The 17,612-nt window shown below is 69.0% G+C and carries 15 protein-coding genes; 4 read left to right on the forward strand and 11 right to left on the reverse strand.

Annotation, left to right across the window (positions count from 1 at the left end; genetic code table 11):
* Nucleotides 1-50 precede the first annotated feature (50 nt).
* From ABE488_RS01365 to ABE488_RS01375, 3 genes are all read left to right on the forward strand, one after another.
* Nucleotides 51-2,087 carry an NADPH-dependent 2,4-dienoyl-CoA reductase gene (locus ABE488_RS01365; RefSeq protein ID WP_346446816.1) on the forward strand — a complete coding sequence of 679 codons (2,037 nt, stop codon included), beginning with the start codon at nt 51-53 and terminating at the stop codon, nt 2,085-2,087.
* Nucleotides 2,088-2,572: 485 nt separating this feature from the next.
* Complete coding sequence (locus tag ABE488_RS01370; RefSeq protein WP_346443255.1) at nt 2,573-3,058, forward strand: cell wall hydrolase; 486 nt, start codon at nt 2,573-2,575, stop codon at nt 3,056-3,058.
* A 59-nt stretch (nt 3,059-3,117) separates the two neighbouring features.
* A complete protein-coding gene (locus ABE488_RS01375) occupies nt 3,118-3,732 on the forward strand; it encodes a glutathione S-transferase N-terminal domain-containing protein (RefSeq protein WP_346446818.1) in 615 nt (204 codons plus the stop codon).
* 24 nt (nt 3,733-3,756) lie between these two features.
* On the opposite strand, the gene prpF is transcribed toward ABE488_RS01375, so the two are convergent.
* From prpF to prpB, 5 genes are all read right to left on the reverse strand, one after another.
* Nucleotides 3,757-4,950: a 2-methylaconitate cis-trans isomerase PrpF gene (gene prpF, locus ABE488_RS01380; protein WP_346446819.1), complete on the reverse strand. Its 1,194-nt coding sequence runs from the start codon at nt 4,948-4,950 to the stop codon at nt 3,757-3,759.
* A 5-nt stretch (nt 4,951-4,955) separates the two neighbouring features.
* Nucleotides 4,956-5,384 carry a DUF559 domain-containing protein gene (locus ABE488_RS01385; RefSeq protein ID WP_346446820.1) on the reverse strand — a complete coding sequence of 143 codons (429 nt, stop codon included), beginning with the start codon at nt 5,382-5,384 and terminating at the stop codon, nt 4,956-4,958.
* A 65-nt stretch (nt 5,385-5,449) separates the two neighbouring features.
* Nucleotides 5,450-8,062: a Fe/S-dependent 2-methylisocitrate dehydratase AcnD gene (gene acnD, locus ABE488_RS01390; RefSeq protein WP_346446821.1), complete on the reverse strand. Its 2,613-nt coding sequence runs from the start codon at nt 8,060-8,062 to the stop codon at nt 5,450-5,452.
* Between the two features lie 49 nt (nt 8,063-8,111).
* A complete protein-coding gene (gene prpC, locus ABE488_RS01395) occupies nt 8,112-9,275 on the reverse strand; it encodes a 2-methylcitrate synthase (RefSeq protein WP_346446822.1) in 1,164 nt (387 codons plus the stop codon).
* A gap of 100 nt (nt 9,276-9,375) precedes the next feature.
* Nucleotides 9,376-10,260, reverse strand: coding sequence for a methylisocitrate lyase (prpB, locus tag ABE488_RS01400; protein ID WP_346446823.1), 885 nt, complete (start codon nt 10,258-10,260; stop codon nt 9,376-9,378).
* A 128-nt stretch (nt 10,261-10,388) separates the two neighbouring features.
* Here prpB and ABE488_RS01405 point away from each other — a divergent pair, with 128 nt between their 5' ends.
* Nucleotides 10,389-11,579: a citrate synthase family protein gene (locus ABE488_RS01405; RefSeq protein ID WP_346446825.1), complete on the forward strand. Its 1,191-nt coding sequence runs from the start codon at nt 10,389-10,391 to the stop codon at nt 11,577-11,579.
* Nucleotides 11,580-11,654: 75 nt separating this feature from the next.
* Here the strand turns inward: ABE488_RS01405 and prpE are convergent, their stop codons facing one another.
* The 6 genes from prpE to ABE488_RS01435 all read right to left on the reverse strand — a co-directional run bounded on the left by prpE (nt 11,655) and on the right by ABE488_RS01435 (nt 17,460).
* Nucleotides 11,655-13,556, reverse strand: a complete 1,902-nt coding sequence (prpE, locus tag ABE488_RS01410; RefSeq protein ID WP_346446827.1) for a propionate--CoA ligase — start codon at nt 13,554-13,556, stop codon at nt 11,655-11,657.
* A gap of 176 nt (nt 13,557-13,732) precedes the next feature.
* A complete protein-coding gene (locus ABE488_RS01415; protein ID WP_346446828.1) occupies nt 13,733-14,719 on the reverse strand; it encodes a malate dehydrogenase in 987 nt (328 codons plus the stop codon).
* Between the two features lie 69 nt (nt 14,720-14,788).
* On the reverse strand, nt 14,789-15,988 hold the full coding sequence (locus ABE488_RS01420) for an aminotransferase class I/II-fold pyridoxal phosphate-dependent enzyme (RefSeq protein WP_346446829.1): 1,200 nt from the start codon (nt 15,986-15,988) through the stop codon (nt 14,789-14,791).
* A gap of 145 nt (nt 15,989-16,133) precedes the next feature.
* Nucleotides 16,134-16,550, reverse strand: a complete 417-nt coding sequence (locus tag ABE488_RS01425) for a hypothetical protein (protein WP_346443273.1) — start codon at nt 16,548-16,550, stop codon at nt 16,134-16,136.
* Complete coding sequence (locus ABE488_RS01430) at nt 16,508-16,915, reverse strand: hypothetical protein (RefSeq protein ID WP_346443274.1); 408 nt, start codon at nt 16,913-16,915, stop codon at nt 16,508-16,510. The genes ABE488_RS01425 and ABE488_RS01430 overlap by 43 nt, the downstream gene beginning before the upstream one ends.
* Nucleotides 16,916-16,965: 50 nt before the next feature.
* Nucleotides 16,966-17,460, reverse strand: coding sequence for a peptidylprolyl isomerase (locus ABE488_RS01435; RefSeq protein ID WP_346446830.1), 495 nt, complete (start codon nt 17,458-17,460; stop codon nt 16,966-16,968).
* Nucleotides 17,461-17,612: the final 152 nt, after the last annotated feature.

Below are 17,612 nucleotides of genomic sequence, written 5' to 3' on the forward strand. Positions count from 1 at the left end.
GGCACCCTGCGGCATCCATACGCCAGCGTATCCATGTCATGCCGCCAGTCATGGGCCAGCCCGCCGACTCCACGCTCTATCCGCACCTGCTCGCCCCGCTCGACCTGGGCTTTACGACGCTGCGCAACCGGGTGCTGATGGGCTCGATGCACACCGGGCTGGAGGATCGCGCCGCCGACTTCCCGAAGCTGGCGCGCTACTTCGCCGAGCGTGCCGAGGGCGGCGTGGCGCTGATCGTCACCGGCGGCTTCTCGCCCGACATCCCCGGCTGGCTCAAGCCGTTCGGCGGCAAGCTGTCGTGGCGATGGGAAACGCGGCGCCATCGCCCGGTCACCGACGCGGTGCACGCCCATGACGCGAAGATCTGCCTGCAGCTGCTGCATGCCGGCCGCTACGCCTACCACCCGCTGCAGGTCGCGCCGAGCCGCCTGAAAGCCCCGATCAACCCGTTCACGCCCCGGGCGCTGAGCGCACGCGGGGTCGAACGCACGATCGATGCCTACGCCCACGCCGCCAAGCTCGCGCGCGAGGCCGGCTACGACGGCGTCGAGATCATGGGCAGCGAGGGCTACCTGATCAACCAGTTCCTGAGCGCACGCACCAATCGCCGCCGGGACCGTTGGGGCGGCGATGTGCTGCAGCGCATGCGCTTTGCGACCGAGATCGTGCGCCGCGTGCGCGAGGCCGCCGGGCACGACTTCATCCTGATCTACCGCCTGTCGATGCTCGAACTGGTACCCGAGGGGTCGGGCTGGGACGAGATCGTGCAGCAGGCCCGCGCGATCGAGGCTGCCGGGGCAACGCTGCTCAACACCGGGATCGGCTGGCACGAGGCACGGGTGCCGACGATCGCCACCTCGGTCCCGCGCGCGGCCTTCGCCGGGGTGACCGCCAAGCTGCGCCCGTATGTGAAGCTGCCGCTGGTCGCGACCAACCGCATCAACATGCCCGATGTCGCCGAGCGCGTGCTCGCGGCCGGCGGCGCGGACATGGTCTCGATGGCACGGCCGCTGCTGGCCGATCCGCACTGGGTCGCCAAGGCGCGCGCCGGCACGCCTGCGCGCATCAATACCTGCATCGCCTGCAATCAGGCCTGCCTGGACCACGTGTTCGCGAACCGCACCGCCAGCTGCCTGGTCAATCCGCGGGCGTGCGCGGAGACCGAGCTCAACTACGTCCCGGCGGCCACGCCGCTGCGCATCGCGGTAGTCGGCGCCGGCCCGGCCGGGCTGGCCTGCGCGACCGTCGCCGCCCAGCGTGGCCATCGCGTGGTGCTGTTCGATGCGGCCGAGGCGATCGGCGGCCAGTTCAACCTGGCACGGCGCATTCCCGGCAAGGAGGAGTTCAACGAGACGCTGCGCTACTTCGGCCAGCGCATCGCCGAGACCGGGGTCGACCTGCGGCTCTCGACCCCGGTGACGGCGAGCGACCTCGCCGGCTTCGATGTCGTCGTGCTCGCGACCGGCGTACGCCCGCGCGCGATCGACATCCCCGGACACGACCATCCCAAGGTCGCCGGCTATGTCGACGTGCTCGAAGGTCGGATCGTGCCGGGCGCGCGGGTGGCGATCATCGGCGCTGGTGGCATCGGCTTCGATGTCGGCGAGTTCCTGGTCGAGGGCAACGGCACGCCGCCCAGCCTCGATCCGGCGGCGTGGATGCGCGAATGGGGCGTGGACCCGAGCTTCGAGCAACCAGGCGGGCTGGTCCCGGCCGCGCCGTCGCCGCCGGCGCGCGACGTCTGGTTGCTGCAGCGCAGTCCTGGCCGCCCGGGCGCCCGACTCGGCAAGACCACCGGCTGGATCCACCGCAGTACGCTCAAGGCCAAGGGCGTGCGGATGCTGGGCGGCGTCGCGTATCTGGGCGTCGATGACGACGGCCTGCGCATCCGAGTGGACGGCACCGAGCAGTTGCTGCCGGTCGACCACGTGGTGGTGTGCGCGGGCCAGGAGCCGCGACGGGACCTGCTCGACGCGCTGCAGGCGGCCGGCCGTGTCGTGCACCTGGTGGGCGGCGCGGACGTGGCCGCCGAGCTCGACGCCAAGCGCGCGATCGCCCAGGCGAGCGCGTTGGCAGCGCGTCTGTAGCGGCCCTTGGTGCGCGGGGCGCCGACATGCGCCCTCGACGCCTCCCAATCGCCGATGCTCGACTGCGCGGTGGGTGGTTGCTGCGGGATGGGCACCCGTGAGCGGACTGAATGCGGGCCTGTTCCGCACGACGCCCCCTGGCGAACCTGAACGAAAGTTCAGGAATATGGATCACAAGCAATACCGCTTCCGGCGGTGCTTGAAGCTGAATACGGCCCCGTTTCCGCCCTGTCCAGCCACAGATCGGCGATCGGCACCAGTGCCGCGTATTCACGTTCGATTCGAAAAACCACCGATACCGTGCCGCCAACTCGTTCCGCCCGCCTTGGCGGAACACCGGCCCGGCCGCGATCCCGCGGTTCGGAGCCCGGGCGAAAGCGCCATAGAGTCGCCGCCCTCCCCAAGACGCCATGCCGACGTCGCCGCCGCTCCTGCCTTCGGGCATCAGACGGCGCGACACGGCGCAACGGAGCAAGGAGTCAACGATGAAACTGGAATGGGTGATGTGGCTGGCCTCCGTGCTGCCACCGCCGGCCGCCGATTCGCTCTGTCTGAGCACGACGGTCTATCTCGAAGCCCGCGACCAGTCGGTCCGCGGACAGGAAGCCGTCGCCGAAGTCGCACTGCGCCGCCAGGAAAGCGGGCTGTGGGGCGAGTCGATGTGCGAGGTCGTCACCGCGCGCAAGCAGTTCGCACCGACCATCCTCTCGCCCCAGACCCGGCTGGCGAACACCAGCGCGTGGACCCGTGCGGTCAACGTCGCCCTCGCCTCGGAGCGCAACTGGTCGCTGCCGCGCGCCGAGCGCCGCGAGATCGTGCCCGGTGCGAGCCATTTCATGGCGCACGGCATCGCCGCCCCGGCATGGCGCCACGCGCCGCCGGTGGCGACGATCGGCGACCACACGTTCCTGCGCGTGCAGCGGCTGCGTCCCCAGCCTGCCGCTCCCGTGACGACGACCGCACGCGGCTGAGGTGTTCGGCAGCTCGCGCCGGGCGCATGATGGCCGCCCGTCCCGAGTCCGGAGGCTGCATGCTCACGCTCTACACCAAGCCCGGCGCCTGTTCGCTGGCCGACCACATCGCGCTGCGCTGGATCGGTGCACCGTTCGAGGTACGTGTCGTCGACGCGACGACAATGAAAGCGCCGCCGTTCCTGGCGCTCAATCCCGCCGGTGCGGTCCCGGTGCTGGTCGACGGCGACTGGGCGCTGACCCAGAACGCGGCGATCCTGAACTATCTGGCCGACCGCTTTCCGCAAGCCGGGCTGGGTGGAGATGGCACGCCAGAAGGACGGGCCGAGGTCAATCGCTGGCTCGGGCTGCTCAATGCCGACCTGCATCCTGCGTTCCACCCGCTGTTCGGCAGTACCAAGTACCTCGAAGATCCCGACGCGATCGACCGCACGCGCAAGCAGGCCATGGGGAAGGTCCGCGGCCTGTATGAACGCCTCGACGCGCAGCTGGCAGGCCGCGACTTCCTCGTCGGCGCTCGCTCGATCGCCGACCCCTACCTGTTCGTGACCCTGCAGTGGGCCAAGCGCCTGAAACTGGACCTGGGCGGCCTCGACCATCTGCACGCTTTCGATGCGCGGATGCTGGCCGATCCGGGCGTGCGCGCAGCGATGGCAGCCGAAGGCATCCTCTAGCCCCCGGCACGGCGCTGCCCGGCCTCAGCCGGGCAGCGTGTCGGCAGGCACGCGGACCGCGCCTTCCATCAACACGCGCGCCGAGCGCGACATGATCGCCCGGGCCACCGTCCAGCGGCCGTCGACCTGCACCGCTTCGGCACCGACCCGCAGCGTGCCCGACGGATGTCCGAAGCGCACCGACGTGCGCGCCCCGCCGCCGGCCGCGTCGCTGACCAGCGTGCCGGGAATCGCGGCCGCCGTGGCGATGGCGACGGCGGCCGTGCCCATCATCGCGTGATGCAGCTTGCCCATCGACAGCGCGCGCACCAGCAGGTCGATGTCCCCCGTGGCGATCGCCTTGCCGCTCGACACCACGTGATCGTGCGGCGGCGCCACGAATGCGACCTTCGGCGTGTGCTGGCGCTTGGACGCCTCGGCGAGATCGCCGATGAGCCCCATGCGCAGCGCGCCGTGCGCGCGGATCGTCTCGAACATCGCCAGCGCCTGCGCGTCGCCGTTGATCGCGTCCTGCAGTTCGCTGCCGGTGTAGCCGATCGCCGCGGCGTCGATGAAGATCGTCGGGATACCGACATTGATCATCGTCGCGCGCAGCGTCCCGACACCTGGCACTTCGAGGTCGTCGACGAGGTGGCCGGTCGGGAACATCGCACCGCCGCCGTCGCCTTCGTCGGCAGGATCGACGAACTCCAGCACGATCTCCGCGGCCGGGAACGTCACCCCGTCGAGTTCGAAATCGCCGGTCTCCTGCACCTGGCCCCCTGCCACCGGCACGTGGACCACGATGGTCTTGCCGATGTTGGCCTGCCACACGCGCACCGCGACGGTACCGTCCTGGGGGATGCGCGCAGGATCGACGAAGCCGTTGGCGATCGCGAACGGACCGACCGCCGTGCTCAGATTGCCGCAGTTGCCGCTCCAGTCGACGAACGCAGTGTCGATCGCCACCTGGCCGTACAGATAGTCGACGTCATGACCGGGCTGCGTGGACTTGGCGATGATCACGCACTTGCTGGTCGACGACGTGGCGCCGCCCATGCCGTCGGTGTGCTTGGCATACGGATCGGGAGACCCGATCACGCGCATCAGCAGCGCATCGCGCGCCGCGCCCGGCACCTGCGCCGCGGCCGGCAGGTCCTGGAGCCGGAAGAACACGCCCTTGGACGTGCCGCCGCGCATGTAGGTGGCGGGAATGCGGAGTTGCGGGGCATCGGTCATGTCATTCACTCGCTCTGCTTCTGTTGCCTCGCCCGCTCACGGGAAAGGAATCGGATTGCGCTTGTCTCCCCTCTCCCCTTGTGGGAGAGGAGCCGGGGAGAGGGGGGCGTCCCGCAACGCATTCCAAATCGCTTCGAACACCGACTCGGACGCTTGAGGATGTCGTCATTCCAGAAGCGCAGCACCTGGAAGCCCTGCTCATTCAACCACGCGTCGCGAACTGCGTCCTTCGGTGATTCGACGTGCTGTCCGCCATCGGCCTCGATGATCGGACGCGCACCGAAATGCACGAAGTCGACAACGTAAGGACCGATCGGCTGCTGGCGTCTGACCTTCTGTCCATCGAATCGGTGGGCGCGCAGATGACGCCAGAGCACGAGCTCGGCTCCGGTCATGTTTCGACGCAGCGTCTTGGCAAATGCGCGTTGATCCACTCCCCCGCTCCCCAACCCCTCTACCCCGGCGGGCACGTAGTCCCGCCAGGGGAGAGGGGCTCAGATCATGCGACCTTTGACGACTCCAAGAAATCCTGCGCGAAGCGCTGCAGCACGCCGCCGGCCTCGTAGATCGAGACTTCTTCGGCGGTGTCGAGACGACAGATCACCGGGACCGCGAGCTGCGTGCCGTCCTTGCGGTGGATCGCCAGGGTCAGCATCGCGCGCGGGGTGCGCTCGCCGATCACATCGAAGGTCTCGGTGCCATCGATGCCCAGCGTCAGGCGCGTGGTCCCGGGCTCGAATTCCAACGGCAGCACGCCCATGCCGATCAGGTTGGTGCGGTGGATGCGCTCGAAGCCTTCGGCCACGATCGCCTCCACACCGGCCAGGCGGACGCCCTTGGCGGCCCAGTCGCGCGAGCTGCCCTGACCGTAGTCGGCGCCGGCCACGATGATCAGCGGCTGGCGCCGCGCCATGTAGGTCTCGATCGCCTCCCACATGCGCACGACCTGGCCCTCGGGTTCGATCCGCGCCAGCGAGCCCTGCTTGACCTGGCCATCGACGACGGCCATCTCGTTGACCAGCTTGGGATTGGCGAAGGTCGCCCGCTGTGCGGTCAGGTGATCGCCGCGGTGGGTGGCGTAGGAATTGAAGTCCTCCTCCGGCACGCCCATCTTCGCCAGGTACTCGCCGGCCGCACTGCTGGCCAGGATGGCGTTGGACGGCGACAGGTGATCGGTGGTGATGTTGTCGCCCAGCACTGCGAGCGGACGCATGCCGCGCAGCGTGCGCTCGCCGGCCAATGCGCCTTCCCAGTACGGCGGGCGCCGGATGTAGGTGCTCATCGGCCGCCAGTCGTACAGCGGCGCGACGCGCTCGCCGGTATCGACGTGCAGCTTGAACATCGGGCCGTAGACGCTGCGGAACTGCTCGGGCTTGACGCTGGCCTTGACCACCGCGTCGATCTCCGCATCGGAGGGCCAGATGTCCTTGAGCGTGACCGCGTTGCCGTCGGCATCGATCCCCAGCACGTCCTGCTCGATGTCGAAGCGCACCGTACCGGCGATCGCATAGGCGATCACCAACGGCGGCGAGGCCAGGAACGCCTGCTTGGCGTAGGGATGGATGCGGCCGTCGAAGTTGCGGTTGCCGCTGAGCACCGCCGTGGCGTAGAGATCGCGGTCGATGATCTCCTGCTGGATCGCCGGGTCCAGCGCGCCGCTCATGCCGTTGCAGGTGGTGCAGGCGAACGCGACGATGCCAAAGCCCAGTTGCTCGAGTTCGGGCAGCAGGCCACTCTCGCGCAGATACAGCTCGACCGCCTTCGACCCGGGCGCCAGCGACGTCTTGACCCACGGCTTGCGCAGCAGACCGCGCGCGCTCGCGTTGCGCGCCAGCAGGCCGGCGGCGATCACGTTGCGCGGGTTGGAGGTGTTGGTGCAACTGGTGATCGCGGCGATGATCACCGCGCCATCGGGCATCGTGCCGTCGGAGGGCATCTCCCACGCGCCGGCGATGCCGCTGGCGACGAGGTCGCGGGTCGCGACCCGCTTGTGCGGATTCGAAGGGCCGGCCATGTTGCGCACGACGCTCGTCAGGTCGAAGTGCAGCGTACGCTCGTACTGCGCGCCGTCGAGCGCATCGGCCCAAAGGCCAGCTGCCTTGGCATAGGTCTCCACCAACTGCACCTGGGCGTCGTCGCGGCCGGTCAGGCGCAGATAGTCGAGCGTGTTGTCATCGATGAAGAACATCGCCGCGGTTGCGCCGTACTCGGGTGCCATGTTGGAGATCGTCGCGCGATCGCCGATGGTCAATGCGGCCGCGCCCGGGCCGCGGAACTCCAGATACGCGCCGACCACCTTCGACTTGCGCAGGAACTCGGTCAGCGCCAGCACCACGTCGGTCGCGGTGATGCCCGGACCGGGCCGACCCGCCAGCTCCACGCCGACGATCTCGGGCGTGCGCATCCACGACGCGCGCCCGAGCATCACGTTCTCCGCCTCCAGGCCGCCGACACCGATCGCGATGACTCCCAGCGCGTCGACATGCGGGGTGTGGCTGTCGGTGCCGACGCAGGTGTCGGGAAACGCGACGCCACGCCCATCCGCCGCATGCTGGGTGTAGATCACCGGCGACATCTTCTCCAGGTTGATCTGGTGCATGATCCCGTTGCCCGGCGGAATCACCTCGACGTTGCGGAACGCGCGCTTGGTCCAGTCGATGAAGTCGAAGCGGTCGGCATTGCGCCGATCCTCGATCGCCCGGTTCTTGGCGAACGCATCGGGATCGAAGCCGCCGCATTCCACTGCCAGCGAGTGGTCGACGATCAATTGCACCGGCACCACCGGATTGACCTTGGCCGGGTCGCCGCCCTGCTCGGCGATCGCATCGCGCAGACCGGCCAGGTCCACCAGCGCGGTCTGGCCGAGGATGTCGTGACAGACCACGCGCGCCGGATACCACGGGAAGTCGAGGTCGCGGCGCAGTTCGATCAGCTGCCGCAGCGCATCGTCGAGCAGCGCCGGATCGCAGCGCCGCACGAGGTTCTCGGCATGTACCCGAGCGGTGTAGGACATGCGGGCGTAGGCGCCGGGCGACAGCGCCTCGACCGCCTCGCGCGCGTCGAACCAGTCGAGGTCGGTACCGGGAAGGGGCTTGCGGTGCTGGCTGTTCATGGCTGGCTACTTCGAAGAAGGACGTTTGATGCCGAAGGCGGATGGGCGCTTACTTGCGCTCGGCCAGCGGCACGAACGGCTGGTCCTCCGGACCGGTGTAGTTGGCGCTGGGGCGGATGATCTTGCCGTCGATGCGCTGTTCGATGACGTGCGCACTCCAGCCGGCGGTGCGGGCGATGACGAACAGCGGGGTGAACATCGCCGTCGGCACGCCCATCATGTGGTAGCTCACCGCGCTGAACCAGTCGAGGTTGGGGAACATCTTCTTGATGTCCCACATCACCGTCTCCAGGCGCTCGGCGATGTCGTACATCTTGCGGCTGCCGACCTCGTCGGACAGTTCCCGCGCGACGTCCTTGATGACCACGTTGCGCGGATCGCTGACGGTGTAGACCGGGTGGCCGAAGCCGATGATCACTTCCTTCTTCTCCACGCGCGTGCGGATGTCGGCCTCGGCCTCGTCGGGCGTGTCGTAGCGCTTCTGCACTTCGAAGGCGACTTCGTTGGCACCGCCGTGCTTGGGACCGCGCAGCGCGCCGATGCCGCCGGCGATGCACGAATACAGGTCGCTGCCGGTGCCTGCGATCACGCGGCTGGCGAACGTCGAGGCATTGAATTCGTGCTCGGCGTAGAGGATCAGCGAGGTGTGCATCGCCCGGACCCACGACTCGCGCGGCGGGACGCCGTGCAGCAGATGCAGGAAGTGCCCGCCGATCGAGTCGTCATCGGTCTCCACGTCGATGACCCGGCCGTTGTGGCTCCAGTGGTACCAGTACAGCAGCATCGAGCCGAGGCTGGCCATCAGCTTGTCGGCGATGTCGCGCGCGCCCGGATGGTTGTGGTCTGCCGATTCGGGCAGCACGCAACCGAGCACCGACACGCCGGTGCGCATGACATCCATCGGATGCGCGGAGGGCGGCAGCTCTTCCAGCGCCGCCTTGACCGCCGCCGGCAGGCCGCGCAGCGACTTGAGCTTGGCCTTGTAGCCGCGCAGCTCGGCCTCGTTGGGCAGCTTGCCGTGGACCAGCAGATAGGCGATCTCTTCGAACTCGCTGGTGCGCGCGAGATCGAGAATGTCGTAGCCGCGGTAGTGCAGGTCGTTGCCGCTGCGGCCGACGGTGCACAGCGCGGTATTGCCGGCGGCGGTGCCGCTCAACGCGACGGACTTCTTCGGCTTGAAGCCGGGGGCGGTGGTGGCAGTGGTCTCGCTCATCTGGGATCTCCGGTGAATGCCTGGATGGAGTCGCGTGGAACCTGTTCAACGCCTGTTGCGCGCGCCAGCCGGCAAGCGCAGCAGGACATTGGGCAGGTACCTACTTATTTGCCGCGAACAGCGCGTCGAGCCTTTGTTCGAAGGCGTGGTAACCGATGCGCTCGTAAAGCTCCTCGCGGGTCTGCATCGCATCGACGACATTCTGCTGGTGGCCATCACGGCGCACGGCGGTATAGACCAGCTCGGCCGCCTTGTTGGCGGCGCGGAACGCCGACAGCGGGAACAACTGGATCGCCACCCCCGCCGATGCCAACTCGTCGCGGGTGAACAGCGGCGTCTTGCCGAACTCGGTGATATTGGCCAGCACCGGCACCTGCACCGCATCGACGAACCGGCGGTAGGTGTCGAGGTCATAGGCCGCCTCGGCGAAGATGCCATCGGCGCCAGCCTCCACGCAGGCGATTGCGCGTTCGATCGCGGCATCCACGCCGTCGACCTGGATCGCATCGGTGCGCGCGATCAGGAAGAAATCGGGATCGGTCTTGGCATCGGCCGCCGCCTTGACCCGATCGACCATTTCGCCCTGCGACACGATCTCCTTGCCCGGCCGATGGCCGCAGCGCTTGGCGCCCACCTGGTCCTCGATATGGCAGGCCGCAGCGCCAGCCTTGATCAGCGACTTGACCGTGCGCTCGATGTTGAAGGCGCTCGGCCCGAACCCGGTGTCGATGTCGACGAGCAACGGCAGATCGCAGACGTCGGTGATCCGGCGCACGTCGATCAGCACGTCCTCGAGCGTGTTGATGCCCAGGTCCGGCAGTCCCAGCGAACCGGCGGCGACGCCGCCGCCCGACAGATAGATCGCCTGGAACCCGGCGCGCTGGGCGAGCAGCGCATGGTTGGCGTTGATCGCGCCGATCACCTGCAACGGCGACTCGGCGGCGAGGGCGGCGCGGAACCGGGCGCCAGCGGACAGGGTGCTCATCGATGCGACTCCGGGACTGCGGTGTACCGCGATGACGCGCAATGTGTCACTGTACGAATGGTTGATCAATCTTGATCGAATCAATCAATACATCGGAATTCACAGTGAATGCGAACGATGGCGATCTGATGTCCGCCGCCGAGGCCTGCGCGGCACTCGGCATCAGCACCGCGACCCTGTACGCCTACGTCAGCCGCGGCCTGCTGGAATCGCGTCCGGGGCCGGACCATCGCAGCCGCGTCTATCTGCGCCAGGACGTGGAGCGCCTGCGCCAGCGCAAGCGCGCCGGGCGCGGCGCGGCCCGCGGCGCGGCACAGAGCCTCGACCGCGGCCTGCCGGTCATGGAGACGCGGATCTCGCTGATCCGGCCCGACAGCCCCTACTACCGCGGGCGTTCGGCGGTGGCGATGGTCGAGGCCGGGGCGACGCTCGAGGACACGGCGCGGCTGCTGTGGGACTGCGGCGACAGCGATCCGTTCGATGCCGCCGTCGACCCCTGGCCGGCGCGGGTCGCGACGATCGCCGGCGATGCCACCCTGCCGCCGATCGAACGCGCGATGGCGGTCCTGCCACTGCTCGCGCCCGACCTGCGCCACTCCCTGAGCGCCGCGCCTGCCGCCAAACGTGGCATCGCGGCGACGCTGCTGCGACAGAATGCGGCGCTGCTGGTCGCAGGCCCGCCCGATGCGCGGCCCGTCCACGTGGTGCTCGCCGAGGCCTGGCGCCCGGGCGATGCGGCCTTCGCGGATCTGGTCCGGACCACCCTGGTGCTGTGCGCAGATCACGAACTCAACGTCTCGGCCTTCGCCGCGCGCGTGGTCGCGTCCACCGGCGCGCACCTGCACGCGACGGTCTGCGCGGGTCTGGCCGCCCTGTCGGGACCGCGCCATGGCGGCGCGACCGCGCGTGCGCATGCGCTGATTCGGGAAGCCTGCGATGCGCCCTCGCCCGCCGGCTACATCGCCGAGCGCTGGCAGCGCGGCGACGACCTGCCCGGCTTCCACCACGTGCTCTATCCCGAGGGCGACCCGCGCGCGGCGCATGTGCTGGCGCGACTGCGCGCCACGCTCGGCGACACGCCGCGGATGCGTCAGGTCGAGACCGTCATCGCCGCGGCCGCCGAGACCAGCGGCCGACCGCCCAATATCGACGGCATGCTGGCGGCGATCTGCTTCGTCCACGACCTGCCGGCGACGCCGGCGCTGGCGATGTTCGCGGCCGGGCGGCTATCGGGCTGGCTGGCGCACGCGCTGGAACAGCAGGCGCTGGGCCGGCTGATCCGGCCCCGCGCGCGCTACACCGGCGTCGAGCCGGAGTGAGCGCGCGGCAGCCGGGGCTGGCCACGGCCGCGCGCCACGGGTCGCGTCGACGTCAACGCAAGGACGCGGCCACGCTTATCCGGCATCGGCGCCGCGCGCGAGCACCCGGCGCACCTCCTCCAGCGCGTTCGGGTCGTCCAGCGTCGACAGGTCGCCGGGGTCGCGTGATTCGGCCAGGGCCTGCAACGAGCGCCGCAGCAGCTTGCCCGAACGCGTCTTCGGCAGCGCACCGACCACGTACACCCGTGCGGGCCGCGCCACCGCGCCGAGCTGATCGGCGACCGTGCGCATCATCTCTCCGGCGGTGGCATGCTGGGCCTGGGGGTCGGACGCGGCCTGCTTGAGCGTCGCGAACACGATCGGCACCTGCCCCTTGATCTCGTCGGCCACGCCGATCACCGCAGCCTCGGCGACGGCCGGATGGCTGGCCACCGACTCCTCGATCTCGCGCGTGCCCAGGCGATGGCCGGCGACGTTGATGACGTCGTCGGTGCGCCCGAGGATGAAGGTGTAGCCGTCCTCGTCCTGGCTCGCCCAGTCCAACGAGCTGTAGACCAGCGCCTTGAAGTGCGAGAAGTAGCTCGACAAAAACCGCGCATCGTCGTTCCACACCGTGGTCATGCAGCCCGGCGGCAACGGCGGCTGGATCACCAGCACGCCCTTGGTGCCCGGCGGCACGCGCTCGCCGGTCGCCTCGTCGATCACGCGCAGGTCGTAGCCCGGTGTCGGCAGTCCGGGCGAGCCGAATTTCACCGGCTTCATCTCGACCCCGGGCATCAGCGCCAGAACCGGCCAGCCAGTCTCGGTCTGCCAGTAGTTGTCGATGATCGTCGTGTCGCCCAGGCCTGCGTTGATCCAGGTCGCGGTCGGCTCGTCGAGCGGCTCGCCGGCCAGAAACAGATACCGCAGCGCCGACAGGTCGTACTGGCGCAGGAACTTCGGGTCCTGCTTTTTCAGCACGCGGATCGCGGTCGGCGAGGAGAACATCGTGCGCACGCCATAGTCGGCGCAGATCTTCCACCAGATGCCGGCATCGGGTGCCGTCGGCAGGCCTTCGTAGAGGATCGCGGTGGCACCTGCGATCAGCGGGCCATAGACGTTGTAGGAGTGGCCGACCGCCCAGCCGACGTCGGAGGTCGAGAACATCGCCTGGCCCGGACGCACGTCGTAGATCGCCCACATCGACAGCGCCATCGCAACCGCGTAGCCGCCGACGTCGCGCTGCACGCCCTTGGGCTTGCCGGTCGTGCCCGAGGTGTAGAGCAGGTAACTGGGGTCGCTGGACTCCAGCCATTCGACCGGCACGTCGCTGCCGGCATGCGCGGCGCGCAGCGTGGCGTAGTCGACGTCGCGTCCCTCGACCCGCGACCCGCCGGGCGCAAGCCCGCGGTGGACGATCAGCACGCGCGGCGGCGGCGAGGTCGCTTGCGCCAGCGCCGCATCCACCAATGGCTTGTAGGGGATGACCTTGCCACCGCGGCTGCCGGCATCGGCCGCGATCAGCAGCGCGGGCTTGGCGTCGTCGATGCGCAGCGCCAGGTTGTGCGCGGCGAAGCCGCCGAAGACCACCGAATGCACCGCGCCGATCCGCGCGCAGGCGAGCATCGCGAACACCGCCTCGGCCATGTTGGGCATGTAGATCACCACGCGGTCGCCGCGCCCGACGCCGAGTGCGACCAGGACCGCGGCGAAGTCGACGACCTCGCGATGCAACTGGCGATAGCTGAGCTCGCGCGTTTGCCCCGTCTCGCTCGAGATCGCGACCAGCGCGAGGCGGTCGCCGCCGGTCTCGAGATGGCGGTCGACCGCGTTGTAGCAGAGATTGGTCAGGCCACCGACGAACCACTTGCGAAACGGCGGCTTGGAATCGTCGAGGATCCGCTCGGGCGCCTTGTGCCAGTGGATCGCCTGCGCCTGCTCGCCCCAGAACCCTTCAGGATCTTCGATGGAGCGGCGATGGAACTCGTCGTAACGCATGGCCCTGCCTTCGGATGGGAGGAGCCTGAAGGCTAGTCCGTGCGGTGCACCGACCGCGCTACGACGTTGGTCTAGTACGCGCGCGCATCAGGGCCTGGCGGCCGTCTGGCTCGCGCTGCGGCGGAGACGACAAGGCCGGCCCGAGGGCCGGCCTTGCGAGGCGAACGCGGTGCCGGTCAGCCCAGCAGGTGCGCAACGCCCGAACGCTCTTCCTCGAGCTCGGCCAGGGTCTTGTCGATGGCCTTCTGGCTGAAGTCGTCGATCGGCAGGTCGCGAACGATCGTGTACGCGCCGTTCTCGGTGGTCACCGGGAAGCCGAAGATCACGCCCTCGGGTATGCCGTACGAGCCGTCCGACGGGATGCCCATCGTGGTCCACTCGCCGTTCGAGCCGAGCACCCAGTCGCGCACGTGGTCGATGGCGGCATTGGCGGCCGACGCGGCCGACGACAGGCCACGCGCCTCGATGATCGCCGCGCCGCGCTTGCCGACCTGCGGGATGAAGGTGTCGGCGTTCCAGGCATCGTCGCCGATCTTGTCCTTCAGCGAGGCGCCGCCGACGGTCGCGAAGCGGTAGTCGGGGTACATGGTCGGGCTGTGGTTGCCCCAGACGATCAGCTTCTCGATCTCGCCCACGGCCACGCCGGCCTTGGTGGCGAGCTGGCTCAGCGCGCGGTTGTGGTCCAGGCGCAGCATCGCGGTGAAGTTCTTGGCCGGCAGGTCGGGGGCGGACTTCATCGCGATATAGGCGTTGGTGTTGGCCGGGTTGCCGACGACCAGCACCTTGACGTCGCGCGAGGCGACCTTGTTCAGCGCGGCGCCCTGCGCGGTGAAGATCTTGGCGTTTTCCAGCAGCAGGTCCTTGCGCTCCATGCCCGGGCCGCGCGGACGCGCACCGACCAGCAGCGCGATGTCGGCGTCCTTGAACGCGACCTCCGGATCGTCGGTCCCGACGGTACCGGCCAGCAGCGGGAACGCGCAGTCCTCCAGCTCCATGATCACGCCCTTGAGCGCGGCCTGCGCCTTGTCGATCGGCAGTTCGAGCAGCTGCAGGATCACCGGCTGGTCCTTGCCCAGCATCTCGCCGGCGGCGATCCGGAACAGCAGCGCATAGCCGATCTGGCCGGCTGCGCCGGTCACGGCAACACGGACGGGCTTCTTCATCGTCATTCCTCTCGTATCAAATCGAACGGTCACGTGGGTGGGGACGAACCGGGCGGCGGCGCCGTCGGCTCAGGTCAATTCCGCGAAGAACTCGCGGATGCGGGTCAGCCCGGGCACCAGTTGCGCCTCCGGGCAGGTATAGCTGATACGCAACGCCCGCGGCTCGCCGAAGGCCGAGCCGGGCACGCAGGCCACGCCCTTGGCCTGGAGCAGCGCATTGCACAGGTCGACATCGTTCTCGATGCGCGAGTCGCCATGCGACTTGCCGAACGCGACGCTGACATCGGGAAACACGTAGAACGCCCCGGCAGGCTTGGGGCACACGACGCCCGGAATCTGCGCCAGCGCGGCCATCACCACGTCGCGGCGCGCCTGGAATTCGGCGCACTTGGCCGTCGGCACATCCTGAGGGCCGGACAGCGCGGCGACCGCGGCCGCGGTCACGACCTCCGGCACGTTGGTGATGTGGTTGGAGTTCATCGTCGCAAAGGCGGTCGCCACGCGCTCGGGGCCGGCCAGCAGGCCGACGCGCCAGCCCGGCATGCCGTAGGTCTTGGACAACGAATCGACGAAGATCGTGCGCTCGCGCAGCTCGGGACGGGCCTGCACGAAGTGGTGATAGCCGATACCGTCGAACACCATCGCGTTGTAGATGTCGTCGGTGACGATCCAGGTGTCGGGATGGCGTGCGAGCACGTCCGCCAGCGCGGCGATCTCGGCCTGGCTGTAGACCATGCCGGTCGGATTGGATGGGTTGTTGAACAGGAAGACCTTGGGCCGCTGCGCCAGCGCGGCGTCGAGCTGGGCCGGGGTCAGCTTGTAGTCCTGCTCCGGCGGGCACGGCAGCAGCCGGATGTCGGCGCCGACGATCTGCGCGATGTCGAGATAGGTCGTCCAGTACGGCGTGGCGAACGCGAAACCATCGCCTTCGTCCAGCAGCACTTCGGCCAGCGTGTAGAGGATGTGCTTGGCGCCGATGCCGCTGGCGCAATGGGCGCGCGTATAGCCCGGCAGGCCGATCCGGTCGAGGTGGCCGATGAAGGCATCGAGCAGCGCATCGCCGCCGCGGTTGCTGCCGTACTGGCCGCTGTCGCGGTCGAGCGCGTCGCGCGCGGCGGCGTAAACGTGCGGGCCGGGCAGGAAGTTCGGCACGCCGATCGAGAAACTGATGATGTCCCGTCCCTCGGCCTTCAGACGCTTGGCCTTCTCGGCGACCTGCATGATGGCGCTGGGCTTGGCGCGACCGGTGCGCGCAGCGAGCTGGAGCATCGCACAACCTCGTTCGGGGAGGGCTGGCCGGCGGCTGGAGAGCGGTTTTTCCGGCGCGAAATGGTATCACGGCGCCCCGTCCCGGCCGCGCCACGTCGCCGCTCTGACCAAGGCGCGCGGGCGTCGGGAGGGAGACTGTTGGCGCCTACAGGTAGTCCAGCACGTCGCCCAGGTCGTAGTTCTCGTCGAAGTAGGCCTGCCACGTCGCATAGACCTCGCGCAGGCAGGCCGGCGTGGTGCAAGCGTCGAGTTGCTGGACCACCACCGCCGCGGTGCGGTCGCCGTCGGGGTAGCGCGCCGACAGTTCGACCAGTTGCGCATGCAGGTTGCGGTCGAGCGCGGCGAATTCGTCGTGGTTGCAGACGAGCGTCGCGCGCAGGCTGCCCTGCGCGGCGTCGGTCTCGCAGGCCACTGCCGGGACCTGGTCGGCCTGCGAGACGGCGAGCGTGATCTCCTGGCGATCGCGCGGGGTGAGGCGGCGCACGAAGCCCAGCTCCTCGGTCTGCCCCTGCGCCCAGGTCAGGCGCAGCGTGAAGCCGTCGCCGGCGGCCGGATCGCGCACTTTGCGCAGCGTGGCGGTCTCGCTGGCCCGGATGCGCGCGCGATGTGGAAGGCCAGTGTCTGATTGTCGAGATCCACGTCCTCGACGGTGCCGTCGAGCCAGGCACCGTCGCGCAGGATCCGCAGGCCGGAGCCCGCCTGGTACTCGATGGCGTAGACCGTCTGCGCATCATCGCCCTGCGCACTGCCGGTACGCCAGATGCCCTCCAGGCTCTGCTCGAAGGCCGGGTCCTGAGGCTGCGGCGCCACCGGAGACCCGGTGGACGGGGCCAGTTGCGCGCCGTCGGACGGGCGGTCGCATGCGACCAGGCCCAGCAGCAGGGCCGGCAGCAGCGCGAGGGATCGCAGGCGGACAGACGATGTCATGGCGTCCCTCGCAGCAGGCAGGCCGGCGATGCGCCGGCCTGCCGATTGCATCACGCCGCGAGGGTCTTGTTCCACTCCGCGACGCGATCGGCCTTGGCGGCCAGCGCGGCCTCGGCGTCGCCTTCGATCTTCACCGACTTGATGACGTCGCCCTGCTTGATCGCGTCCACCACGTCCAGGCCCTGGGTCACCTTGCCGAACACGGTGTGCTTGCCGTCCAGCCAGTCGGTCTTGATGTGGGTGATGAAGAACTGGCTGCCGTTGGTGTTGGGCCCAGCATTGGCCATCGACAGCACGCCGCGTTCATGCTTGACGCCGTTTTTCGTTTCATCTTCGAAACGATACCCCGGACCGCCGCGGCCCGAACCCTCGGGGCAGCCGCCCTGGACCATGAAATCGGCGATGACGCGGTGGAAGTTCAGCCCGTCGTAGAAGCCGCGCTTGGCCAGGTTGACGAAGTTGGCGACGGTCAGCGGGGCCTTGTCGGCGAACAGCTCGACCTGGATCTGGCCACGGTCGGTATCGAATACGGCGTGCAGGGACATCGGGAATCCTGGGTTGGGGTGGTCCGACAGGCTGGATGCGGCCCCAATGGCCGATTTCAAGCCGCCTGTCGCGCGCGGCGCGCGACAAGGTATGATAGCCGGCTTCCTCCACTGCCCTAGCGCGCCAGGTCCAAGCCAGGTGCGGCCTTGCC

The organism is Luteimonas sp. TWI662 (assembly GCF_039673825.1).
Taxonomy (GTDB): Bacteria; Pseudomonadota; Gammaproteobacteria; order Xanthomonadales; family Xanthomonadaceae; genus Luteimonas.